Raw genomic sequence first — 23,979 nt, 5'->3', positions numbered from 1 at the left:
AATCCGATAAGAACAGAAGCCTCTCATTCGCCGCTATATCGGGCGTACCCGTCCGGTTCTACTGGGCGATGTACTGGCCTGTACACGCTGTTCTTCCGAATAGCTCCCCGGTGATATCTTTCTCCGTAAGAAAGCCGGATCAATGCTGCATGTAATGGTAGCAGTGCTCTGCCCTTTCCGTGCAGCAAGGCAGGACACGTGGCGTATGGCAAGCTGCACAGAAAAGAGAGCCTCTGTTCAAAAAGCTCTCTTTTCTTTTCCCTCCCACATGAGAATACGCTCGCACACGAAAGCGGGAGGGCTCAGCATTTTCCTACCGGCAAGATTCAGCCATTTGGCAAACCATAAGCCTTATGTAACAACCATATCGGGTGCACCACATTTGCTCCCGTTGAGGTACGTAGCTGCCAGCGACATGTTTCTGTATCACATGCCGCAAGCTCAGCATTTACCTGTTTAATGAAATCAAAAACAGGTTGTCCCACTGCCTGAGCAATATCGTATTTTTCTTTCTTCAAACCATATGTTCCCGCAATACCGCAACATGGCTGTCCTGATTCCACAACCTTCACGCCTGGAATCAGCTCCATCAGTTCAATGGCTGGCATCCCCATACCTGTTGATTTCAATTGGCACGGTGCGTGGTACGGGATAGTGACATCGATTCTGTCCATATTCATATCCAGCTCACCACGATCATAAAGATCCAGCAAGAATTCACTGATATCCCACGTGCGAACAGACACATCGCGTAAACCTTCTGTGTCCATACCAAGGACTTCTTTCGCCTCATGTTTCAGCATACCGCCGCACGAACCGGAGGCAGTGATAATGGGAGCCTCACGGTTCACTGAACGCAAATCACGAGTTAAACGGGACATGTACTTACGGGCATCGTCATAAAGACCATTCGATTGCAACGCCAAACCGCAACACCCGTGCCGAGGAACCAGAACCTCATACCCCAAATGTTCTAGTACTAAAACTGAATGAATAGATGTTTCTACTTCAAAATACTGACCGGCACACCCATGGAAGAAAATAACTTGCCCTTTCTTTCCTGATGAAGGCAAAGGCTTATGTTTCTTGAACCATCCTTCAAAGGTGCGACCTGCGGCCTTTGGCATCGGTGCGCTCCGATGAATGCCAATCACAGCTTCAACAGCAACACGGAGCGGTTTAACTGTTAATAGCCAGTTTGCAATTGGTGCCACGGGTGTCATTGCTGCACCCATCAACGTCGTTCGTGAAATCAGCTTGTCACGCAGTGGAATACCTACACGCTGTTTCATTGCAGTACGCGCATGATGGTTGATTTCTGCGACTTTCACACCTTGAGGGCATACCAAGGTACACGTGCCGCAGGAGGAACAGTAGTCAATTGAATGATCGACGACCATTCCTTCTTTACGGTACCTTTCCCCTTGAGGTCCAACAAATTTTGGCCCAGGGAATAGATCGGTGACACGAGCAACAGGGCATTGTGTTTCACAAATCGTGCATTTCACACACGCATCTAAACTTGCGCGTAAGTCAATGTGCCCCATTGTGATATCTAATGGATTGGTGTGTTCAATCGTCATGACAGGCTCCCGAGAATCGAATCGGCTGCGCGTAATGCACTGGCAAGGGCAATACCTTCACCTGATTTTTCGCGCCAGCGTGTAGCTCCACAAAGATTGCCGCCTGCAGCATACACATTCGCATATGCTGGTTTTCCTTGTTCATTCAGTACGCGCATACTGCGGTCCACATCGAAACCACACAGGAATAAGGGCTGATCTGGCCCCCAAAAATCACCATGTAAAAGCGGCTCATCTGGAGCCCAGACTGGCAGATCAAGAATTGTGTCTTTGAGCTGCATGTACGAATCAAGTTCTAAGGCTCCCGACTCAAATCCTCCTGCAGCAATGAGGAAAGAACGAGCCTCAATAACACGTTGCCGTCCCGCAGTATTAACTGTGACAGAGGTTAAAGAGTCACCGTGAGATGCGGAGGAAATAACCGCTGTTCCTGTCATCAGACGTGATTTCTTTTTGACCAGCTCTGTCATTTTTTGGTTCATGCGCATACCGGGAACTGATGGTGGCTGTACGGGTATTTCACATATGTCATGTCCCAGCATTTCTTGCATACACTGCCACACATGAGGGTTATTGAGCCCCAGAATCGCAGGAAGCGCTACGATTTCACCTTCACGTAAAAGCGGCTGCAAAGCATCAACAAAACTGCGACGGCCTTCTTCTGTATCAAGGAAGCGTGCGTGGTTTACTCCATTCGTATCAACCTCGCCATGACGAATTTCAACATCAATCCACAAGGCGCGGGCTGTAATTGGGTGCCCATTGTGATCTTTTTGAGCACAGAGGTTATCTGCGATGAGTGTCGCAGGGAAATCTTTCAAGCGACGTAAACCCACAACAGCAATAGGGCGATCAAGCATCGTTCCTGCATGCATTGATGGTGGGTATAAAGCCGTGGGACGTAAAGCACCGACAGCCGTTGGCAGAAACACATTTCGTTCAGGTGTGCCCATCAGCATATCGGAGCCTAAAATATTGGCATACCACTGAGCTGATTTGCAGATCTCTTGTGCTGTGAAGTGCCGGTATGGGTGTTTCGGATGCTTACGAATGTACTCATCAAGTCCAGCAAGTGGTTTTTCTGTTCGTTCGGGCGCGTATCCGAGGATATCTACTGTCCCTTGCCCTAGTTGTAGTCCCCCTATACCTTTGGTGACAAGAGTGACTTTCGCTCCTGCTTCACTCAGTCGTAGGGTGGCAGCAAGTCCTGCTAGTCCAGCTCCGATGACAACGACGTCTCTCATCGCGTGACCTCCTGATCTGCATACGGCAAGTGTTCAACATCAAGGGTTCCTTCATGAATCCAATGGTCTAATGCCGCTTGGCGTACTTGTGCTCCATTAAGAATTGGCCACAGTCCAATCCACCTGTTTTTCAAAAAGAGACGTAAAAGTCCGTTAGCTCGTTCGCAGGAAATATCGCCACGTTCATGGGATATACCTGTTGCGCGTTGTGAACAAAAACCTCCTTGACACGGCCCCATTCCCAATCGCACTTGGCGACGTACGTCGTCTAATTGATCGCCAGGTAACAGATCCATTGTTTTTTCCAACATGGATCGTGTAATGAGTTCACATTCGCAGATCATTTGTTCACTACCTGGGGCATGACCATTTTCTTCAATATCTTTCAAACGATGCCCGATGGTGTAAAGCGTTCCTTCATTTGAGCCTGGAACAACTTCTTCAGCAGTACGGCAGGGCCTTTCTTCGCCCATACGTTCGCACATAATATCGACAATACGTTCTGCCATTAGCCGATACGTTGTCAGCTTACCGCCAGCGATAGAAAGCATCCCCTCAACCCCGTCACGCGCTGCATGGTCAATAACACTCATGCCACGTGCCATGTGTCGTGTATCTGTAGCGGCTACTCGTGAGTCTTTCACTAGTGGTCGAGCACCGGCCCATGCGTGAATTGCACGCGCTTTGCGGAAGCCGGGGATCAGTGCTTCACCCGCATCTAGCATTTGTTGAACTTGATCGGAAAGGATCGGTAGGTCATCCGGATCATCCGCTCTTAAGTCTGTTGTACCGATAATACAGACGGGATGTACCGGAACGAGGATGTCCCCATCAGCAGGCCATATGCAGCGGTTAATGACAGTGTGCGAGAGTCGATGGTTCATCGCGATCATGATTCCGGCACCGGGAACTACCTCCACGCCGTGACAATCAGCCATTTCCGCGATACGCCCTGCCCATGGGCCTCCACAGTTCAAAACGTAGGCGCAGTCAATACGGATATCTTCACCATGACGCTCATCGTGGCACACAACAGCGCTGACGTGTTCCCCGTCGCGCAGAATTTGTGTTACTCGATGATGTGTCAAGATTTTAGCCCCGTAAGCCATAGCTGAACGAGCGGCTCCCCACACCATTTGCCATCCATCAACTGTGCCGTCAAGAACCTCAAAGGCTCGTTTCAACCCGGGGTCAAGGCGCGGTTCGCGTCGTAGGGCTTCGGCTGGAGTGATTTCTTGTGCAGGAACTTTAGCTGCTGCTGCACGTTCAAGGAACAGGTCGGCGTATTCTTCGCTGTCAATACTGGTTGTCACAAAAAGGCCGCCGGTGTCTTCGACTGCACCACCGTGAATACGTTTGAGGATAAGGTTTTCTTCTGCACATTCTGTTGCAGATTCTGGGTCTGAAGCAATGTAGCGTCCCCCAGAGTGTAAGAGACCATGGTATCGCCCTGATGTTCCTTGTGCGAGGTCACCTTTATCAACCAAAATGGCGCTGAATCCACGCATTGCGACGTCACGGACAACACCGACTCCAGTGGAGCCTCCACCGATAACAACGATGTCAGCTTTCAGCGTTTTCACGTCCGCCTCCCTTGCCGGTTTATTGAATGAGGATGTATAGACCTCGTTTTCTGTGTTCCATATTGCCTTGTTTTTGAGTGAATGCACGCACGTTTACAGCTTGTTGCACATATGTGCAGACCTCTTTTTTACAGCATTGTCTATCTCCCGAAAAACGTCATATAGATGATGCGTATTTCCTTAGTTTTTCTTTAGACAGATCACAAAGGCATATCTGCCGTTCACGCACTTTATGTTCGCTTATTTACTCCTCACATTGCGAGGGATATAAAACTCCCCACTCACAGACCTTTACATACCAGTAAGCATAGAAAAGGAGGGCGAACACACCCTTTTCCACAGAAATAAACACCCACACAGCCAGACCCACTCCACACAAGTAAAGTACAACTATGAATCAAAAAAATGCTGCCATTTCTTCTTTCCTTGATCCCGCAACAGCAGACCTGAGCATTCGTCCTCAAGATGACCTCTACCGCTACATCAACGGAACGTGGCTTGCACAGCATACAATTCCCTCTGACCGCCCCAGCGACGGAGCTTTCCACGCCTTACACGACCAATCAGAGGAACGTTGCCGCAGCATATGTGAAGATTCTGTCGCCGGAAAAATCGACGATCCTGATGCCTCACGTATTGCTTTCCTTTGGGAACATTTCATGGATGAAACTACCGTGGAAGCATTAGGCGCTACCCCTCTTATTCCAGAACGTGACGCCATCACACAAGCCCCCGATCATATGACTCTTGCCAAAGTAATGGGCACAATGCAACGCGAGGGTGTCGACGGCCTTATCAGCCTATGGGTTGGTTCAGATCCTCATGATTCTTCACGCACACTACTCAACTTCTCACAATCAGGTTTAGGTCTGCCAGATGAGGCCTACTATCGTGAAGACGCCTACGAACCTATTCGTGAGGCCTACCGCACAATGCTGCAACGTATGCTGATACTGAACGGAAGATACGACAGTGAAAAAGCAGCCACAGAAAGCGCGGAACGTATCTTTAACTTTGAAAGTGCTATTGCTGCTCATCACCAAGATGCCGTATCTAATCGTGATCCTTTGAGCCACGATAATCCCATGACAATCACCGACCTTGAAGCTCAATTTCAGGGTTTCCCTTGGAGGGCATGGCTACGGGCTGTAGGCGCATATTTTGATCCAAACTATGTCGTCAATATTTCTCACCCGGCACATATGAAAAATGTGGCGAAATTATGGGAAGAAACCGATATCAATACTCTAAAAGACTGGCTTTTGGCTGCACTGACAGATACAAGAGCACCTTTCTTAAGCTCACAATTTGTTGAGGCACGATTTGATTTTCATGGGCGAACACTCTCAGGAACACAAGAGCTTCGTCCACGATGGAAACGTGCACTTTCTTTCATTGAAGGTGCTCTTGGTGAATCATTAGGGCGCCTATGGGTTCAACGACATTTTCCACCCGAAGCAAAAGAAAAAATGGAAAAACTCGTCAGTGACTTATTGGAAGCCTACAGTCGTTCTTTTGACACAATCGACTGGCTCAGTGAAAGCACACGCGACCGTGCGAAAGAAAAACTTGCCACTTTTATGCCAAAAATTGGCTATCCAGATAAGTGGAAAGATTACAGTGCATTAAATTTTGACACTGCAACAAATCTTGTTGAAGCTGTTCGCCTGTGTGCCATACACTCAACTCGTACAGAGCTGGATAAACTTAACCACCCTGTTGATCGCACCGAATGGTTTATGACTCCGCAAACTGTCAACGCCTATTACAACCCACAACTCAATGAAATTGTTTTCCCCGCAGCGATTTTACAACCACCATTTTTTGACCCTGACGCTGACGAGGCCGTGAATTTCGGAGCAATTGGATCAGTCATTGGACACGAAATTGGACACGGTTTTGATGATTCTGGCTCACGATTTGATGCACATGGACATCTGGAAAACTGGTGGGAAGATGCTGATCGAACACGTTTTGAAGAACGCACACAGATCCTCATTCAACAATATGATGCACTCATCCCAGCTGACCTGCGCGCACTCTATGAAAAGAAAGAAAACACAGAATCTTCTCAGGAAATTGCGACAGAAAATGCCGATCCTTTAACGCTGACACCAGAAGATCCCGCTTTAATTCCTCACGTCAATGGAGCACTCACCATCGGTGAAAATATCGGTGATCTCGGAGGCCTTACTATCGCTTGGTCAGCATATATGCACCATTTACGTACCACGGGAAACGATATGCATACACGCGATAGTGAAGGCATATCAGGAGCACAGCGATTTTTCTTTTCATGGGCACGTATCTGGCGCACGAAAACCCGTCCAGAATTTGCTCAACAATTACTGGCCGTTGACCCTCATGCTCCTGCCGAGTTTCGTTGTAACCAAATTGTGCAGCACTTGGAAGGTTTCATTGAAGCATTTGATGTGAAACCCGGTGATGGCCTGTGGCTTGAGCCCGAATCACGTGTACGCATCTGGTAAGGGTTACCACCAATCCCCCACTACCTCAATGTGGATATAATGCGTGTTTCATGGGAAAATGAACGCATACTCAGTGCCCACATGGGGTACTCCGTCCTATCACACCTGAAGAAAGGTAACCGATGCCGGGCCTGAATCTCACGCATGCAGAGGCCACTGCACGCTCATCTGTCGTATCCGTTTCGCATTACGATGTGGTACTGAACCTGTGCCACGGTGATACTGATTTCCGTTCCACAACAACAATCACATTTGATGCTGTTGCTGGCTCCTCCACATTCGTCGATCTTGTTTCACGTAATATCCACTCAATCACGCTCAACGGACAAGAGCTACATCCAACAATCCATCGCGATCATCGTATTGAGCTATCTGATCTAGCCGAGCACAATACTCTCACCGTGGATGCTGATTGCCAGTACATGCATACCGGTGAAGGTTTACACCGTTTCGTTGACCCAGCCGACGGTCAAGCATACTGTTACTCGCAGTTTGAAGTTCCCGACGCTCGTCGCGTATATGCCACATTTGAACAGCCCGACTTGAAGGCAACATTCCGTTTCACTGTGACTGTACCAGCCGGGTGGAAAGTATTTTCCAATGCGCCGACACCCGAACCAGAAGCGCATACTGGCGAGGATAATTCACCGCAGTGGACTTACCGTTTCGCTACGACAGAAGTCATGTCAACCTACATCACAGCAATTATTGCTGGCCCCTATGTTGGTGAAACTTCATCACTGACCAGCTCAGACGGACGCGAAATTCCATTAGGTGTATATTGCCGTAGTTCTTTACGTGACCATTTAGATGTTGATCGTATTCTTGAAGTAACACGCCAAGGCTTCACGTTCTTTGAAGCTCACTACGCAATCCCCTACCCATTCACAAAGTACGATCAGATCTTTGTTCCCGAATACAATGCGGGTGCTATGGAAAATGCAGGGTGCGTCACCTTCCGCGATCAGTACATTTTCCGTACACGACCCACCGAAAGTGACCTTGAGAATCGCGCAAATACGATTCTTCACGAACTGGCTCACATGTGGTTCGGCGACCTCGTCACAATGAAGTGGTGGAATGATCTGTGGCTCAATGAATCATTTGCAGAATTTATGAGCCATCTTGCTTTAGCTGAAGCCACCCAGTATGTAGACGGCTGGACTGGATTTATGCTGCGTAAGGACTGGGGCCTGCGTCAAGATCAGATGCCCACAACTCACCCAATTAAAGCTGAAATTCGTGATCTTGCTGATGTGGAAGTCAACTTTGACGGTATCACTTACGCAAAAGGAGCGGCGGTATTACGTCAGCTTGTGTCCTATGTAGGGCGTGATGCTTTCTTTGCGGGATTACAACGTTATTTGGCTGCTCATTCATATGCCAATGCCACGCTTGCCGACCTGCTCACCGAACTCGAAAAAGCATCCGGTCGTGATTTATCTGCCTGGTCACGAGTCTGGCTTGAAGAAGCTGGTGTCACCGTTTTACGTCCTCTTGTGGAAGTTGACGATAACGGCGTATTGACACGTGTCGCAATTGAGCAAGAATCTTTCACACCCGGTTCTTCTTTACGTCCTCATCGTCTTGCAATTGCAGGTTATTCCCGCGCCCAAGACGGTAAGCTGCGTCGCGTCATGCACGAAGAACTCGATGTAGATGGCGCTATCACAGAGGTCACTTCATTGAGCGGGCAGGCCCGTCCTGAGTTTTTGCTTGTCAATGATGGCGATTTGGCGTATGCAAAGATTCGTTTAGATGAAGAATCCTTAGCTTTTGCTACAACGAATATTCGTCTCTTTGATGACTCGCTCACACGTGGTGTAGTCATGGCGTGCGCATGGGATATGACGCGAGACGGTCAGATGCCAGCCTCCACTTATCTTGATCTTGCATTGAACGCAGCTTCTGTTGAAACAAATGCGCAGATGCTTACTCTGCTGCTCCGTCATATTGATGAGGCTGTTCATACTTTCATTGCTCCACACAAACGTGCTTCTGTTCAAGAAAACGTAGGACGCAGCCTACTTTTGTTGGCCCGTACCGCACCAAGTGGTTCAGATGAGCAACGCCTATTTGTCCGCGCAGCAGCGCGTAATGCAACTACCACAGATCAGATAGAAGCGTTAAAAGCGCTTTTTGAGGGTACTCAAACACTGCAAGGCCTTGATCTTGATGTGGATATTCGCTGGGCTCTACTCTTTAACTTAGTACGTACCGGCGCAGCCACCGAAGCCGATATCAATACGTGCGAAGCAGAAGACTCCACCATGACGGGTCTACAAAATGCTGCAGCCGCACGTGCAGCACGAGCACTCCCTGAGGTGAAGTCCGCTGCTTGGGAATCTATTCTGCGGGACCATAAAATCGCGAATGATACCCGTTGGGCTATGGTGTCAGGTTTCTGGGCTCAAGTACGCACTACCCCTGAACTGTATCTGCCTTTTGTTGAGGACTATTTTGCTTCACTTGAAAGCATATGGTCCTCCCACACATTCCATACTGCTGAAGACATTGTGACCCTCATGTTCCCCTCGGAACTTGCAGGATATGTCGATTCAATAGATATCATCCGTCTAGGTGAACAGTGGCTTGCAGATCATAGTGAGGCTTCCGGCGCGTTGGTACGTATCATTCGTGAACGTATTGCCGTTGCGCAGCGTCAAATTACGGCTCAAAAGGCTGACCAATAAATTTCTGCACAGCAACTTTCTAGCATGAACCATGCGTAAATATGGTTGTCATGTGTTGAAAGCAAATGAACGCAGGTGGCGTGTACACTCCTTATACACGCCACCTGCGTTTTATATGTTTATGGGCTTATAGTTCTTTCATCAGATTGAGACAATAGGTTTACCCTCCAAAACAGTAAAAAACAGACCCGCGACTCCCAGCAAAAAAGGGCTCGCACCATGCCGTAAAAAATATTCATCACCGTGGGGTCACATAGCCGTGAGGTCACATAGCTGCGCCCTCAGCAATATCATTTTCATTGAAAATACTCAGCATTCCCTTCCCCCTCTTTTCATAAAGGCTCTCATCAGGAACTATATTGTGTTCTATCAGAGTAAAACACTGGATATGAGCATCAGGAAAAGTGAGTACCGTTATTTTCCTTTATGTCACCTCAGGGGAAAATACAATAACACATCACAATTTTGGCCGCACTACTTTCGCGCGGATCATCGCTCCCGTGGGGATTCGAGTAGGGCAAGGAATCGCATAGTAGCGTGCCGGATTATTAATTTCAGGTACTGCTTCCCCGTTGGCATCAACCAAGCCACTACTCGGGACGACAAGTTGTGTCGGAGAGGAAAAAGGCGCAAGAAACTCAATAGTCATTCCCGGCGTGATTTTATTTTTTGCGAGGAGCTGAACTCGCCCATGCGTATCATCATAACCGGTGACGGTCCCTAGCCATCTCCAGTCATTAATGTAGCCCCCACGGATAATCGCTTCACTTGCCGGCGCATCTGGAAAGTAGAAACCTGTGGAATATTCGCGGTGCGTCACCTTATAAGGTTCATCTTTCAGCCACTGGGGAAGAATGACTTGCTGGCGTGTATTGCTTGAGTTTTCTACATCATTTGAGGATGAACCAGAAGCTGCATGTGCATTCGTTACTTCTGCTGAGTTGATGCTGTCTCCTGTGAGCGAAGAAGCTTCCTGCTTGGGCAGAGTGAAAGGCTGAAGAATCTTCCCAGATTTGTCCTCATATCCGCGTTGACGCATGTATTCCGTAACCGCACATTTATAGGCATTCGCCATGGCAGCAACATAATAGGCACTTTTGGCGCGCCCCTCAATTTTCAAGCTAGTAACACCGGCATCTAGGATCTGGTCAACATGTTCAATGAGATTCATATCTTCAGAGTTAAAGATAAATGTGCCATCACCAGTGACTTCGACGGGGAAGAACTGGCCGGGACGTTTTTCTTCGACGACATGGTACTTCCAGCGACATGATTGCGCGCAATCACCGTGGTTTGCGTCGCGCCCTGTCGTATGTTGAGAGATGAGACAGCGCCCAGAAAACGCCATACACATGGAACCGTGGACGAAACATTCAATGTCAATGTCACTAGGAACTTTCGCGCGGATGCGTCGGATGTCATCGAGGCTCAGTTCACGTGCAAGAACGATTCGTGAAGCGCCAAGTCCTGCAAGTGCATTCGCGGCTTGATAGTTTGTCACGCCTGCTTGGGTGGAGATGTGGATTTCACAGTTGGGAGCATATTGTCGGGCTGCCATAAGCACTCCAATGTCAGAGACAATAAGTGCATCAACACCAATTTCTCCCAGTTCGGCCATGTAGCGGTTCATATCGTCAATTTCGGCGGATGTGGGAAGGATATTGCAGGTGACGAAAAGTTTAGCCCCGCGTGTATGCGCGTAATCTAGGCCTTCTGCGAAATCTTCAAGGCTCAGGTTTTTTGGGGCGGTACGCATCCCAAAGCTTTTCCCACCGGCGTAGACAGCATCTGCGCCGAAGTCGATAGCAGTTTTAAGAGTGTCGAGACTACCAGCGGGGGCGAGGACTTCGGGCCTGTGGCGTCGAATATGTGGGTAGTTGCTGGTCACAGTTTGTCCTTCCGTTGGGATAGTGGCGCTCGACAATAGTGGCTTCGGATTACGGTACGTGTAACTAATGGAGGAAAAACCTAGAAGATCACCAGTGTAGGCACATTTTTCTCGGTTTCACAGTAAAAAACAGTCACATCGTCAACGCTTTCACAAGCGTATCGCACGGTAAACTCCCATGCCATTATCTGTTTGTTCTGTTCAGACACTTATGAAACACACCTATGATACACGCGCTAGTCTCCAAGAATCGTAACTCACATAAATTTCATCATGTGTATAAATAGGATTCTCTTGCACTATGTAATACACTCGTCACAGTCTTTCATCCTCCAGGTATTTACACGAAAGAAAAGCTTGAAAATGCAGCATTTTTCAACTCGCGTTGGCATATTCATCACCACCGTGTCCTTGGCTTGTTTATCTTTCCTTCCCTACGTAAGCCAAGCAGTCGCCGCAGAGAATCCTTTTAACCCACATGCGTGTGATGATACTGTTCAGCTCGCCCCGATAATTTCGACGTCTACTGGAGCCAAGAGACAAGCCGCCGAACCTGATATTCACCCACAAGATACCCCTGTCATTTTCATTCACGGCTGGATTTCACGTTCGACACATACGCCTGAGCGAACTGGCACTTTTTCTCAACTGATTGACCGGCAAGCAAATGAGCATGCCGGAATTATGCTTGCTGCATCTTCTATTCATGATTCAATGATTGATCGTGCTCAAAAAGTCAATAAAACAGCCGTGTACACTTTTGACTACTCTCATGTACATTCTCGTTGGGTAACACATAAAGAAATCGGACCAAAACTTGCTCGCGGCATTGAATGTTTAGCTCGTCAATACAATAAGCCTGTCACAGTGGTTGGACATTCCATGGGAGGTCTTGCTGTTCGTGAAGCAGCAACACACCTTGACTCAAGTCGCCCCGTTGAAAAATGGATGTCAAATGTTGTCATGATTGGAACCCCCAATACTGGATCAGATCTTGCGCAAAGTATTAACCGCTTCTTTGATTCAGCTCCGCTTCGCTCCCCTCTTGCTTTACCAATCCGCTTATGGTGGGATCATTTGAAAAAATGCGCTGAACGTAAAGACCAGACAAATGAAGGTTGTTACGGCATTGATGCCCTTGATGCTTTCCGTGGTGAAGCAGGTCAAGCTTTGCGTACTCATTCGAAGGCTTTAGACACTCTCCCTATGCTCCCACAGGCAGTTCATGTACACGCGATGGTCGGGAACATAGAATTTGGTGGTTTTTCCCTTTTTGGACGCACCAGTAAACCATTAATTTCCGCAGGGGATGTCATTGTGTCAACTAAATCAGCCTCTGCAGGAGCAGATACTGTGAATATGCAAACCTGCCGCTATGGTTTTATTGCAGGATGGGCAGTGAAAGAATCATGGAACCGCTTGCGTTTGTTGACAAAAGGAAAATCGGTTGACCGTCCAGCAACAATGTTTTCTTCACCTTGCTTCCACAGCTACCTGCTGAAAGAAAAGAATATTAACGATGACCTAACCAATATTTTGACTCGTATTACCACTCAAGGGAATAAATGAGTCAAAACAAACGAATCTTCGAATCGCAGCACACACATATTCCTCTTTTAGTGGTATGCCTACTTTTTACTTGTGTGCTCGCAGTATTCTTCGGTCTCATATGGTTTCTTTTTCCTGGACGTCACCTAGTTGATGCAGAACCTACTACCATCACGAGTCCACAATCAGCCTTATCTTCTGATGATTTTTCGCAGTCCTCTGTCATTATTGGCGAAAAACCCACAGAAACAGATAGTGCCGCCAGTGGGGACTCGCCTGCACATTCAGCAGAAGAAATCACTGAAGTCATCACTGCCATTGAAAATTCACCTGAAAAACCTGAAATCCTTATTGACTCACACACTGCTGATTTTTATGGCACGGATCTGACGACACTATTTCCTCAAGGAACCACAATAAAAGTGATTCCTGATTCATGGACTGATATTGATGAGGTGACCGCTATGGTAGGAACTGTTGTCACCTATCCGAATAAAGAACCAGAATATTACAGCGCCATTCTTTCGCGTATAGATGAGGCCTGGAAGCTACTGGGCACTATTCCTTTGGAAACGCCACCTCAGGAATAAAAAACCTTCCACACCCCACGTGTGCAATTGGATATATTCGGGGTCGCTCCCCTTTTAGTTTCCGATTTTACTCAAAATACGCGTAACTTCCCTATCGTCAATGCTCTTATTACTTAGGGTCTTACTCAGTCTGAGTATTCATTACGATGAAGGCACTCACCATCCCAGCCTTCTTTCCATTTCCTCAGCAAATCCGCCAGACCAGAAGGAGTCACCATGACACTTTCAGCAAGAGCATCAACCTCGTCAATATTCCACCAACGATGACCGTCAAGCACATTCTGTTCAAGTTCAGTCCATCCGCGTGAACTTACCTTCGTGTCCTTAGTGTGGGCAAGGAAAAACCACTCATCTTGTCGAGCAGTCACTGAAAGAAATTCAAACTGACCCTGACGGTATAACACAGGCCCAATAAGATCTTCAATTTCTATCCGAATACCTGTTTCTTCGTAAAGCTCACGAACCGCTGCTTGCTGCGGGGTTTCACCTGTTTCAACACCACCTCCGACAGTAAACCACCAGTGATGTGATGGGTCTATCGCGTCATGCCCGTGCACTAACAAAACATGACTATCTGAATTAAATAAAATCACACGTGCCGCGCTGCGATGCGGATAACCATCAGCATCGACAGGCCATTGTGATCCCAATGAGTTTTCTATTTCTTCTTGTGCCATCGAGTATTCCCTCATCATTTACTGATATCAGCAAAAAATCATAGTAGCCTGCCTGGGCAGGATAGTGTGCTCAAATTTTCACCTGACTGACCTCAGATTTCTTCAACATTGAAGCGGTGAAAACTACACGCTGCCCCACTGTAACGAGCGAAGCGACAGCTACCCACATTAAGCCAATGCTTATCCACCATTGTCCCCATCCCCAGTCAGTAAAAGCAGCGCACACCAAAGCAACAATTAAACGATCCGTACGTTCCGCTATACCAACTTTCGCTACAACTCCTAGTACTTCAGCACGGGCACGCGCATACGGGACTGTTCCCACTGCTATTAAAGAGGCAATACCGGCAATAATTGCGCATGTACGCGCATAACTATCAGGCATATGGAAAACAACCCAGGCCAGCAAAGAACCAAATACTGCTCCATCCCCTAAACGATCCATCGTCGAATCAAAAAAAGCACCAAAAGCTGATGTTTTCCCAGTCAGGCGCGCCAAAATACCATCAATTGAATCGCAAAAAAGAATAATTCCCAGTGCGATTCCTCCCTGCCATAAATACCCTTGAGCAAGCAGAATCACCGACAACACACATGTCATCACTGTTCCCGTGAAAGTCACCATATTTGGTGAAACACCTAAACTCGCCAGTAAACGGGCCGGTGGAGTAAAAATAGTGCGAGCAACAGAACGACCGTGATTACCGAGCATACTCAGCCCTTTCTTTTATCTGTTTCTTACTTGTGTTTCCTCATATGCTCACACAAAAGGCGGCCCAAAAAGGAAGAAAAGTCAGTGCGCAGAAAACTCCTGCGCCCAAGCGTAAGAAAGACGGGAACGAGCATCTTCTAATAGTTCAGGCACAGCCTTTGTTCGCGCAATGATCGGCAAGAAATTCGCGTCCCCTAACCAGCGAGGAACAATATGCTGATGCAGGTGAGCAGCGATACCTGCTCCGGCGACATCCCCCTGATTCATTCCAAGATTAAATCCGTGTGGGCCTGCCACACGACGAATTACTCGCATTGCAGTCGCCGTCATAAGTGATAATTCATTACGTTCATCATCACTCAGTTCTGTGTAATCAGAAACATGACGATATGGACACACCAACAGGTGCCCCGAATTGTACGGGAATAAGTTCATTAAAACAAAGCATGATGAACCTCTGTAAACAATTAGTCCTTCAGAATCATCACGCTGCGGGGCTGCGCAAAAAGGACACTCATCCGAAGAAGCATCCGCAGGTTTTTCGTCCCCTGAAATATAGGCCATGCGGTGCGGTGTCCACAGACGAGAAAAACCATCAGGCACACCCGCTAATGTCCGTGAATCTTCGCACCGCATATCCTGCATTATTCTTCAGTCTCTTTCCTATGCCTCGTCGAATTTATCCGAATTACAACGCGACTCCACATGGGTAACAATGCGTGCGACAGCCTCATCTACAGCAACACCGTTTAATTGTGAACCGTCACGGAAACGGAACGAAACCGCGCCAGCCTCCACATCTTCACCACCTGCAATAAGGGTGAAAGGTACTTTTTCTTTCGAGGCATTACGTATTTTCTTTCCGAAACGGTCATCTGACAGGTCAACCTCTGCCCGTATACCGTGACGACGTAGTTGCTCAGCAACACCCATGCAGTACTCGTTAAATGCTTCAGCCACAGGAACCAGTCGTACTTGCTCAGGTGAAAGCCATGCTGGGAATGCACCCGCATAGTGCTCAGTGAGCACGCCAATGAAACGCTCAATTGAACCAAATTTTGCCGAGTGAATCATCACAGGTTCTTGATGTGTGCCATCAGGAGCAGTAAATTCCAACCCGAAACGGTGTGGCTGGTTGAAGTCGTACTGGATGGTGGACATCTGCCATGTGCGACCGATAGCATCCTTGGCTTGTATTGAAATCTTCGGCCCATAGAAAGCAGCCCCACCTGGATCAGGAACACAGGTTAAACCGGTTTCTTCAGCACAACGTTCAAGAATCGCAGTGGCTTCTGCCCACTGTTCATCTGTGCCGATGAATTTGTCTTTCTTTTTACCATCCGTGTCACGAGTGGACAGCTCAAGATAAAAGTCAGTCAAACCAAAATCGCGCAGCAGCTTCAAAATAAAGTTCAGCAGGTGCTTAATTTCATCTGCTGCTTGTTCGGGCATCACATAACTATGAGAATCATCCTGCGTAATCGAACGTACACGGGTGAGTCCTTGCAGCACACCGGACTTTTCATTTCGATAAACAGTACCAAATTCAAAAAGACGCAAAGGTAACTCACGGTATGAGCGCCCACGCGAACGGAAAATCAGGTTATGCATTGGGCAGTTCATAGCTTTGAGGTAGTACAACTGCCCGTCATCGTCCATTGGTGGGAACATCCCATCCGCGTAATACGGTAAGTGACCGGATGTGTGGAATAAGTCTTCTTTAGAAATATGCGGTGTTCCAACATATTGGAATCCGTGAGCGATATGGGCTGCACGCACGTAGTCTTCCATGACACGTTTAAGCACACCACCCTTGGGGTGGAATACTGGCAGGCCTGCTCCTAGTTCCTCTGGAAAAGAAAAGAGGTCAAGTTCTGTACCAAGGCGCCGGTGGTCGCGGCGTTCTGCTTCTTTTATTCGTTCTTGGTAGGCAACAAGATCATCTTTTGATGCCCAAGCGGTCCCGTAAATACGCTGCAAAGGATCATTTGCTTGATCGCCTTTCCAGTAGGCTGAGGAAGATTTTGTCAAGGCAAAACCATTACCGATGAGTCGCGTACTGGGTAAATGTGGACCACGACAGAGGTCAGTCCATGCAACAGTTCCATCGCGGCGCACGTTATCGTACATGGTGAGTTCGCCTGCGCCTACCTCAACAGAAGCTTCTTCAGCGCCGTGACCTTTTGTGGTGACGAGTTCCAACTTGTAGGGCTGCTGCGCTAATTCGACGCGCGCTTCTTCATCACTGATTGCACGACGACGGAATGTTTGTCCTTCTTTGACGATTCGTTTCATGCGTTTTTCAATATCACGCATGAGTTCAGGCGTTACCGAATCAATATTACCGAAATCGTAGTAGAAGCCATCTGTAATGAAAGGTCCGATACCTAGGTTCACATCCGGATAAATTTCCTGTACTGCCTGTGCCATAACGTGCGTGCAGGAGTGACGCAGAATCTGTAAGCCTGCTTCCGAGGTCAGCGTAATTGGTTCGACTGTGGCTTCTGAGGGAATTTCACGGCTCAGGTCCCACGGTTCACCGTTGATAAACATGGCAACAACATCGCGTTGTCCGTCAAAAAGTGTTGTCCCAGTGGTTCCCGCCTCGATGCTATGTAACTGGCCGTTAATGTGAACGTCGATGGTGGTCACAGGATCTCCTGACTCAAGGTTTCATTGTGTCGTCGTCAATGGTACCGCGCATTGCTAGGAAAGAACGAAGCGAATTGAGCGAAAAAGCAATGCATTGACGAAAAATACGTCACACAGGTTTCTCATGAAGTCTTTAAGGCAGATCGTCAGAAGATCGCCTCAGGCGGATAAGTTCATCAGATAAGAAAAAATAAAAGCCCAACATTGGGTTCCGCGCTTGTACCCCCAACGGGATTTGAACCCGTGTCGCCGCCGTGAGAGGGCGGTGTCCTAGGCCGCTAGACGATGGGGGCGCTAAACCTCTCAGCGAGGTAACAAGTTAACCTTAGTGAAAGGTAACCGTACCCCCAACGGGATTTGAACCCGTGTCGCCGCCGTGAGAGGGCGGTGTCCTAGGCCGCTAGACGATGGGGGCAAAATCACTCACTCATCATGTGATCGCTGGGGTACCAGGACTCGAACCTAGAACAACTGAACCAGAATCAGTCGTGTTGCCAATTACACCATACCCCATGGCTTGTTCTCACCAGAAACTGTCCCGATGACAACAAGACAAAACTTTAGCCGACTATTTTCCCTTCGACAAATCGACAAAGAGTGGGACTATTCACGCCACTCCTGCTTCCAGTCGTTGGATAAGAGCATCAACGCGAGCAAGGGCTGATTGCCTTCCAAGAATTTCGATGGATTCAAATAGCGGAGGTGAAACTTGACGACCTGTTACTGCCACTCGGAGAGGACCAAAAGCTAAACGTGGTTTAATCTCCATGCCCTCAACAATTGCCGCGCGTAAACGTTCTTCCATCACTTCTGTACAAAATTCTTCATCTGACAAGGTTGAAAGAATGTGACGCGCAGTTTCAAGGACTTGCACTGCGTTCTCTTTCAATTTAGCTACTGCAGTTTCATCCAGAGTGAGTTCATCATCTGCCGCAAATAAGAAACCTGCCATACCTGGAACTTCACCCAGCAGTTGAATACGAGTCTGAACGTGCGGAGCAATAGCTGTCACAATTTCTTGTTCGCGCGCAGTAAGTTCCTCGTATGAATCTGCTGACACATACTTTTCCCTATGCAAGAAAGGCACCATACGCTGAGCAAAATCTGCGACATCAAGGCGACGAATATGTTCAGCATTAATAGCCACGCATTTCTTTGGATCAAAACGCGCAGGATTTGGGTTCACATGAGAAATATCGAAGGCTTCTACCATTTCATCCATGCTGAAAACATCACGATCAGGAGCAATCGACCAGCCGAGTAAAGCCAAGTAGTTATTCAAACCCTCAGGAATCATGCCGGCTTCACGGTGAAGCAGCAAATTCGACTGTGGATCGCGTTTTGACAGCTTCTTATTTCCTTCACCCATCACATATGGCAAGTGACCAAATTCGGGAATACATGACGCGATTCCAAGATCCATCAGCGCCTGATATAAAACAATCTGTCGTGGTGTTGAGGACAGCAGATCTTCACCACGTAGAACGTGAGTAATTTCCATCAGAGCATCATCAACTGGGTTCACCAAAGTGTACAAAGGATGACCATTGGCTCGCACAATAACATAATCCGGCACAGATCCTGCTTTGAAAGTAATTTCGCCGCGTACTAAGTCAGTAAATGTAATGTCATGATCGGGCATCCTCATGCGTAAAACAGGTTCACGTCCCTGCGCACGATACGCAGCTTTTTGTTCCTTAGTGAGGTCACGATCGTATCCGTCATACCCTAGCTTCGGGTCACGACCTGCATCACGGTGACGTTGCTCAATTTCTTCAGGAGTAGAAAAACTCTCGTAAGCGTATCCTCCTTCAAGAAGCTGTGCAGCAACCCGAGCATAGATATCCATACGTTCAGACTGGCGATAAGGCTCATGTGGCCCGCCTTTGCCGATTCCTTCATCCCAGTCCAACCCTAACCAGCGCAGCGAGTCAAGTATTTGGTCAAAAGACTCCTGAGAGTCACGTGCAGCATCAGTATCCTCAATACGGAAAACAAAAGTTCCACCGGTATGACGTGCCCAGGCCCAGTTAAAAAGGCAAGTACGGACCATTCCCACATGCGGAGTACCCGTAGGAGAAGGGCAAAAACGAACACGGACAGGTGAAGTATGTGCGCTGGTTTCAGTCATGAGGTCATTCTACGCCCGTTCACAGATATTCTTTACCGGCATATGGGGTATGGAAACCGTTTTTCTTCACATCTGTTATGTAAGTTTCGCTCACCTAGTCCACGCAATCAGATTGAGTTTTCCTTCCTCGTAGCGCATAAAGGGCTTCAGAGCAGATTACTTTCCTTTTATTTTCCAAAACGAGGACGATAACGCCTCGCAAATATCTAAGGAGGACTAATCTAACAGTATGCGTATCGTACGTTTTTCTGACGGGTCTTCCCCCGCTTATGGTGTTCTCGAAGATGGTTCTACACGTATTGTGGTTTTGAAAGGCGATCCGCTTTTCTCTCCCATTGAGCCTTCTGGTCGTATCGTTGAACTGGATGACGTGAGACTCTTGTCCCCTGTCATTCCACGCTCAAAAGTCATTGGTATTGGCAATAATTTCGGACCTGATATCCGACAGCCAGGTTCTCCAGAGCCTACGCCTATGCCGCCTATTTTCTTAAAGCCAAATAGCTCTGTTATCGGTCCTGATGATCCGATTGTGTTACCCAGCTGGACTAATGATGTGATTTATGAGGGCGAAGTTGCTGTCATCATTAAATCCCTTGCGAAAGATGTCCCTCTGGAAGATGTTGACTCAGTCATTTTCGGATACACATTAGCTAATGATGTGACTGCACGTGATGCTATGGATGGTGGACCTTGGGATAAAGGAAAAGGAGCTGACACATTCTGTCCGCTCGGTCCGTGGATTACGGTAGACCCTACACTTGATGTCCAATCCCTTACTCTGCATGGCACAATCAACGGGGAAAAAGAAACCAGTGGCTCAACAGCCTATATGCTGCATACAGTGCGGGAACTTATCGCCTACTGTTCAACACTGTTTACTTTGCTACCCGGCGATGTGATCGTTACCGGTTGTCCTTCTGTGTACGGCACTATTACCGCAGGCGACACAGTTTCATTTGGCGTTGAAGAACTCGGTACATTAACTAACCCCGTTATTCGTCGCTAAAAACCGCACATATCATAAGAGCGCGACCTTTGAAAAGTCGCGCTCTTTTGTATGTCTTAGGCGAAAGAGTGACGCACCCTCTCAATAATCATCTGCATATGTTCAGGGCTGCAAGCCACATTGACGCGCGCCCACTGCTGCCAGTGACCGCCAAGTGTTTTCCCAGCGTTTACGATAACACCCGCTTTTTCACGCATATATTTCGCAGGGTCAGCTCCGTTCAGTGCAACTTCACGAAAATCCCACCACGTCAAATAGGTTGCCTCAGGACGCACAAAACGAATACTTGTACCATCCAACCCAACAGCCAGACGGTCAATATTCTCATTCACTAGGCGCAGAACTTCAGTTTGCCATTCATCCCCATGCTCATATGCGGCAACTGTTCCTAAAGCTCCTAAAGGCACAGGCATTCCCGAAGCCTGTTCTGGCGTTGCGTCCCACCGAGCACGTAAATCCTCATCTGGCACAATAACCTGAGCATTCGGCAGTCCTGCGATATTCCAGCCTTTCGTTGCTGCTGTCGCTGTCACCGTATGTGCTGCATAGCTTGAGCCCATACTCGCATAGGAGGTAAAAGGAATTGGTTGAAGCACCAGTGGTGAATGAATTTCATCGGCAAAAATCAGAGCGTCATACCGTGAAACAACGTCGTGGACTTCTTTTAATTCCTCACGTGATAATACGCGCCCCGTAGGATTCCAAGGATTACATAAAATGAGGAGTCCCGCCCCTTCTTTTAATGCACTTTCGATACCTTCCACATTTAATTTCCACCCGGCATCCCCTGCTGCTTCATCGTGAATAGAGGGGACTTCAATAACTTGCCGCCCAAGCTCGCGTGGAATTGATAAAAAAGGCATATACGCTGGGGTCGGTACAATCACCGCAGAGTCAGGCCGCGTCAGGTAAGTAATCATTCGGATAAGAGCAGGCAGGACTGCTCCCACTATGCGAATATCCTGTTCTGAAATATTCCAACCGAAACGACGATTATGGAAGCGAGCTGTTGACTCAGCCACCTGAGTTTTAAGCCATGAAGGAAAGTAGCCTAAAAAACCCTTACGAATGTTATCGACAAGGACACGTTCAACTGCCGGTGCTGTACCGAAATCCATTTCAGCTACCCATGCCCCTAGAGTTGGTAAAGCATCCGTTTGTTTCTCAGTGCTCCACTTCAGTGATCCGGTGGCATATAAGTCATCTAATGAAAAAGTACGTACCGTCGTCATTAATCTTTCTTACCTTAAATTTTGCCTAGTCACAGAAGATACATGTATGCAGAGTTCGCCGCTCACCTGCTCATGACATACTGACACACAGACTCACACTATTACTGACGTGGTGCAGATGTCTGTTGTTCTTCAGGAGCGCGCTCCCACACATCTGTCGGCAATTCACCTGGTAAAAACTTATTACCTGTTGAAATGAAAATCGGTGAGGCAACACCTGCGCGCTTTTGAGCGTCATAATCACGCATGACACCAAAACCCCACTTGGATAAGACCAAAAGAGCCACCAAATTCGTCACCGTCATCACAGCCATTGCAATATCAACGGTATTCCACACCAAATCCAATGTGGCAAGCGCACCTATGACGACAGAACCCACAGAAATAACACGTACAACCCACACTGCAATCCGTGATGAGGTCACAAATGACATATTCGTTTCTGAATAGACATACGCCGCAATAATTGACGAATAAGCCAAAACAAAGATCAGCACAGCCATCGGCATCACAGCCCACTGACCCAATTCATGAGATACCGCTAAAGTAGTCAAATTCGCTGGATTCACACCTTCAGCGCCCCACACCTGAGGGCCTGCAATCAAAATAACGAATGCAGTTGCTGTACACACAATAATCGTGTCAACAAAAACCCCTAAAGATTGCAACAAACCTTGCTGAACCGGATGGTTCACTGTTGCTGTTGCAGCAGCATTTGGCGCAGTTCCTTGACCCGCTTCATTGGAGAAAAGACCCCGTTTCGTCCCATTAATAATGGCTGCGAAAATACCGCCACCTAATCCACCTGCAATCGGTGCTGGAGCAAAAGCTTCCCGGATGATCTCATAAATCACTCGACCAAAATCACCAATATTGATGATGACAATAACGGCAACCATCACCACGTAAATCAGTGACATAATCGGCGCCATCCACTCTGTTACACGAGCAACCGCACGAATACCACCAAAGATCACCATTGAAGAAAAAACAAAAAGCAAAGCAGCAATCACGATCTGCGCTGCCGCCAAGCCCCCCAAAGCCGCGATTGGGGTGGAACCGTTTTCACCTAATACAGAAAGCAACGTACCAGCAATAGCATTTGACTGAACCGAGGTGATAACAAAAGCGCAGGTCACCACTGTAATGATCGCAAAGATCACAGCAAGGACTTTATTTTTCATACCTAAAGCAATGTAGTAAGCAGGGCCTCCTCTGAAAGAAGCATCAGCAGCACGCACTTTGAAAATCTGCGCGAGAGTTGCCTCAAAAAAAGCTGTTGCCATGCCGACAAGGGCAACAACCCACATCCAGAAAATAGCGCCTGGGCCTCCCATGAGTAAAGCTGCAGCAACACCAAAAACATTGCCTACACCTACACGGGCAGCAAGGGAAATAGTGAAAGCTTGAAAACTGGATATTCCCCCATGCGCATCTTGGCGTGAACCCACCACCGTACGTAGCATGTCAGGGAAATAACGGATTTGTAAAGCACGTGAGGCGATAGTGAGGAATAAACCGGTTCCCACAAGAACCCATAGTGTCACATGTAAAGTCAACCAGTCAGCTACAGTAAGGATCTGTGCGGCTAACGTATCCCACAACGAGAGTGTCTCAGTTGAAACTATCATGTCACTTCCTTGGCATTATGTACGCGCCTTCATAAAAGTTAAAGGCTTCAGGCACAGCGATAGTGACATGTTTGGCTTCTCTTGTGCTTGCTCGTCCATTAATCGACACCCTCACCCCCGTGTGAGCAACGAAAAATCTCACTGCCGCTCCGGGCGCCTCAGCTGACCTGCGTATGCACAGCACAAAAGATACTCCCCTGCTTTAAGCACATACACCCTCCCCCTGTGCTTGGGAACATAAAATATCACCGCAGTCACGACAGCTTTTTCTTCCTCAGCACACTCAGTATGAATTCATAGCAAAGGTAAGGAAGAATACT

The 23,979-nt window shown here is 47.8% G+C and carries 16 protein-coding genes and 3 tRNA genes; 5 read left to right on the top strand and 14 right to left on the bottom strand.

Annotated features, from left to right (window positions below; genetic code table 11):
* Window positions 1-326: 326 nt before the first annotated feature.
* The 3 genes from LRP57_RS02495 to glpA are packed head-to-tail and all read right to left on the bottom strand — an operon-like array spanning window position 327 to window position 4,410.
* Window positions 327-1,583: an anaerobic glycerol-3-phosphate dehydrogenase subunit C gene (locus LRP57_RS02495; protein WP_231204804.1), complete on the bottom strand. Its 1,257-nt coding sequence runs from the start codon at window positions 1,581-1,583 to the stop codon at window positions 327-329.
* Window positions 1,580-2,827: a glycerol-3-phosphate dehydrogenase subunit GlpB gene (gene glpB, locus LRP57_RS02490; protein ID WP_231204802.1), complete on the bottom strand. Its 1,248-nt coding sequence runs from the start codon at window positions 2,825-2,827 to the stop codon at window positions 1,580-1,582. The genes LRP57_RS02495 and glpB overlap by 4 nt, the downstream gene beginning before the upstream one ends.
* Window positions 2,824-4,410 (bottom strand): anaerobic glycerol-3-phosphate dehydrogenase subunit GlpA, encoded by a 1,587-nt coding sequence (glpA, locus tag LRP57_RS02485; protein WP_231204800.1) that lies wholly within the window; start codon window positions 4,408-4,410, stop codon window positions 2,824-2,826. The genes glpB and glpA overlap by 4 nt, the downstream gene beginning before the upstream one ends.
* A gap of 392 nt (window positions 4,411-4,802) precedes the next feature.
* Here glpA and LRP57_RS02480 point away from each other — a divergent pair, with 392 nt between their 5' ends.
* Both LRP57_RS02480 and pepN read left to right on the top strand, forming a co-directional pair.
* The gene (locus LRP57_RS02480) at window positions 4,803-6,899 is read left to right on the top strand and encodes a M13 family metallopeptidase (protein ID WP_231204797.1); all 2,097 of its coding nucleotides are present in this window, start codon (window positions 4,803-4,805) and stop codon (window positions 6,897-6,899) included.
* A 122-nt stretch (window positions 6,900-7,021) separates the two neighbouring features.
* Window positions 7,022-9,592, top strand: a complete 2,571-nt coding sequence (gene pepN, locus LRP57_RS02475) for an aminopeptidase N (RefSeq protein WP_231204795.1) — start codon at window positions 7,022-7,024, stop codon at window positions 9,590-9,592.
* A 457-nt stretch (window positions 9,593-10,049) separates the two neighbouring features.
* On the opposite strand, the gene LRP57_RS02470 is transcribed toward pepN, so the two are convergent.
* The gene (locus LRP57_RS02470) at window positions 10,050-11,480 is read right to left on the bottom strand and encodes a peptidase U32 family protein (protein ID WP_231204792.1); all 1,431 of its coding nucleotides are present in this window, start codon (window positions 11,478-11,480) and stop codon (window positions 10,050-10,052) included.
* Window positions 11,481-11,843: 363 nt separating this feature from the next.
* Here LRP57_RS02470 and LRP57_RS02465 point away from each other — a divergent pair, with 363 nt between their 5' ends.
* Both LRP57_RS02465 and LRP57_RS02460 read left to right on the top strand, forming a co-directional pair.
* Entirely contained in the window at window positions 11,844-13,049 is a 1,206-nt protein-coding gene (locus LRP57_RS02465; RefSeq protein ID WP_231204789.1) for an esterase/lipase family protein, read from the top strand.
* Window positions 13,046-13,618 (top strand): hypothetical protein, encoded by a 573-nt coding sequence (locus LRP57_RS02460; protein WP_231204787.1) that lies wholly within the window; start codon window positions 13,046-13,048, stop codon window positions 13,616-13,618. The genes LRP57_RS02465 and LRP57_RS02460 overlap by 4 nt, the downstream gene beginning before the upstream one ends.
* Window positions 13,619-13,743: 125 nt before the next feature.
* Here the strand turns inward: LRP57_RS02460 and LRP57_RS02455 are convergent, their stop codons facing one another.
* The 8 genes from LRP57_RS02455 to gltX form a co-directional block, all read right to left on the bottom strand.
* Window positions 13,744-14,295 (bottom strand): NUDIX hydrolase, encoded by a 552-nt coding sequence (locus LRP57_RS02455; protein ID WP_231204785.1) that lies wholly within the window; start codon window positions 14,293-14,295, stop codon window positions 13,744-13,746.
* Window positions 14,296-14,365: 70 nt separating this feature from the next.
* Complete coding sequence (gene pgsA, locus LRP57_RS02450) at window positions 14,366-15,007, bottom strand: phosphatidylinositol phosphate synthase (protein ID WP_231204782.1); 642 nt, start codon at window positions 15,005-15,007, stop codon at window positions 14,366-14,368.
* 81 nt (window positions 15,008-15,088) lie between these two features.
* Window positions 15,089-15,643 (bottom strand): HIT family protein, encoded by a 555-nt coding sequence (locus LRP57_RS02445; RefSeq protein ID WP_231204780.1) that lies wholly within the window; start codon window positions 15,641-15,643, stop codon window positions 15,089-15,091.
* Between the two features lie 27 nt (window positions 15,644-15,670).
* Entirely contained in the window at window positions 15,671-17,659 is a 1,989-nt protein-coding gene (gene thrS / locus LRP57_RS02440; protein WP_231204778.1) for a threonine--tRNA ligase, read from the bottom strand.
* Window positions 17,660-17,879: 220 nt separating this feature from the next.
* Window positions 17,880-17,952, bottom strand: a tRNA-Glu gene (locus LRP57_RS02435).
* A gap of 49 nt (window positions 17,953-18,001) precedes the next feature.
* A tRNA-Glu gene (locus LRP57_RS02430) sits at window positions 18,002-18,074 on the bottom strand.
* Between the two features lie 26 nt (window positions 18,075-18,100).
* Window positions 18,101-18,172: transfer RNA gene (locus tag LRP57_RS02425), tRNA-Gln, on the bottom strand.
* A gap of 94 nt (window positions 18,173-18,266) precedes the next feature.
* Window positions 18,267-19,790 carry a glutamate--tRNA ligase gene (gltX, locus tag LRP57_RS02420; protein WP_231204776.1) on the bottom strand — a complete coding sequence of 508 codons (1,524 nt, stop codon included), beginning with the start codon at window positions 19,788-19,790 and terminating at the stop codon, window positions 18,267-18,269.
* A 229-nt stretch (window positions 19,791-20,019) separates the two neighbouring features.
* On the opposite strand from gltX, the gene LRP57_RS02415 reads away from it, so the two are divergent.
* The gene (locus LRP57_RS02415) at window positions 20,020-20,796 is read left to right on the top strand and encodes a fumarylacetoacetate hydrolase family protein (RefSeq protein WP_231204774.1); all 777 of its coding nucleotides are present in this window, start codon (window positions 20,020-20,022) and stop codon (window positions 20,794-20,796) included.
* Window positions 20,797-20,852: 56 nt separating this feature from the next.
* On the opposite strand, the gene LRP57_RS02410 is transcribed toward LRP57_RS02415, so the two are convergent.
* Together LRP57_RS02410 and LRP57_RS02405 are read right to left on the bottom strand one after the other, a co-directional pair.
* A complete protein-coding gene (locus LRP57_RS02410) occupies window positions 20,853-22,028 on the bottom strand; it encodes a MalY/PatB family protein (RefSeq protein WP_231204772.1) in 1,176 nt (391 codons plus the stop codon).
* A gap of 101 nt (window positions 22,029-22,129) precedes the next feature.
* A complete protein-coding gene (locus LRP57_RS02405; protein ID WP_231204770.1) occupies window positions 22,130-23,659 on the bottom strand; it encodes an alanine/glycine:cation symporter family protein in 1,530 nt (509 codons plus the stop codon).
* Window positions 23,660-23,979 lie beyond the last annotated feature (320 nt).

Source organism: Schaalia sp. lx-260 (assembly GCF_021083645.1).
Lineage (GTDB): Bacteria > Actinomycetota > Actinomycetes > Actinomycetales > Actinomycetaceae > Pauljensenia.
This window is presented reverse-complemented; position numbering and strand designations above follow the sequence as displayed.

What these genes read in the sequence shown, in the direction of transcription:
- LRP57_RS02460 (WP_231204787.1), top strand. Translation starts at nt 13,046, where the DNA reads ATGAGTCAAAACAAACGAATCTTCGAATCGCAGCACACACATATTCCT.
- gltX (WP_231204776.1), bottom strand. Translation starts at nt 19,790, where the DNA reads ATGACTGAAACCAGCGCACATACTTCACCTGTCCGTGTTCGTTTTTGC.
- LRP57_RS02405 (WP_231204770.1), bottom strand. Translation starts at nt 23,659, where the DNA reads ATGATAGTTTCAACTGAGACACTCTCGTTGTGGGATACGTTAGCCGCA.
- LRP57_RS02495 (WP_231204804.1), bottom strand. Translation starts at nt 1,583, where the DNA reads ATGACGATTGAACACACCAATCCATTAGATATCACAATGGGGCACATT.
- LRP57_RS02455 (WP_231204785.1), bottom strand. Translation starts at nt 14,295, where the DNA reads ATGGCACAAGAAGAAATAGAAAACTCATTGGGATCACAATGGCCTGTC.
- LRP57_RS02410 (WP_231204772.1), bottom strand. Translation starts at nt 22,028, where the DNA reads ATGACGACGGTACGTACTTTTTCATTAGATGACTTATATGCCACCGGA.
- LRP57_RS02415 (WP_231204774.1), top strand. Translation starts at nt 20,020, where the DNA reads ATGCGTATCGTACGTTTTTCTGACGGGTCTTCCCCCGCTTATGGTGTT.
- LRP57_RS02445 (WP_231204780.1), bottom strand. Translation starts at nt 15,643, where the DNA reads ATGCGGTGCGAAGATTCACGGACATTAGCGGGTGTGCCTGATGGTTTT.
- LRP57_RS02480 (WP_231204797.1), top strand. Translation starts at nt 4,803, where the DNA reads ATGAATCAAAAAAATGCTGCCATTTCTTCTTTCCTTGATCCCGCAACA.
- pgsA (WP_231204782.1), bottom strand. Translation starts at nt 15,007, where the DNA reads ATGCTCGGTAATCACGGTCGTTCTGTTGCTCGCACTATTTTTACTCCA.
- LRP57_RS02465 (WP_231204789.1), top strand. Translation starts at nt 11,844, where the DNA reads ATGCAGCATTTTTCAACTCGCGTTGGCATATTCATCACCACCGTGTCC.
- pepN (WP_231204795.1), top strand. Translation starts at nt 7,022, where the DNA reads ATGCCGGGCCTGAATCTCACGCATGCAGAGGCCACTGCACGCTCATCT.
- glpB (WP_231204802.1), bottom strand. Translation starts at nt 2,827, where the DNA reads ATGAGAGACGTCGTTGTCATCGGAGCTGGACTAGCAGGACTTGCTGCC.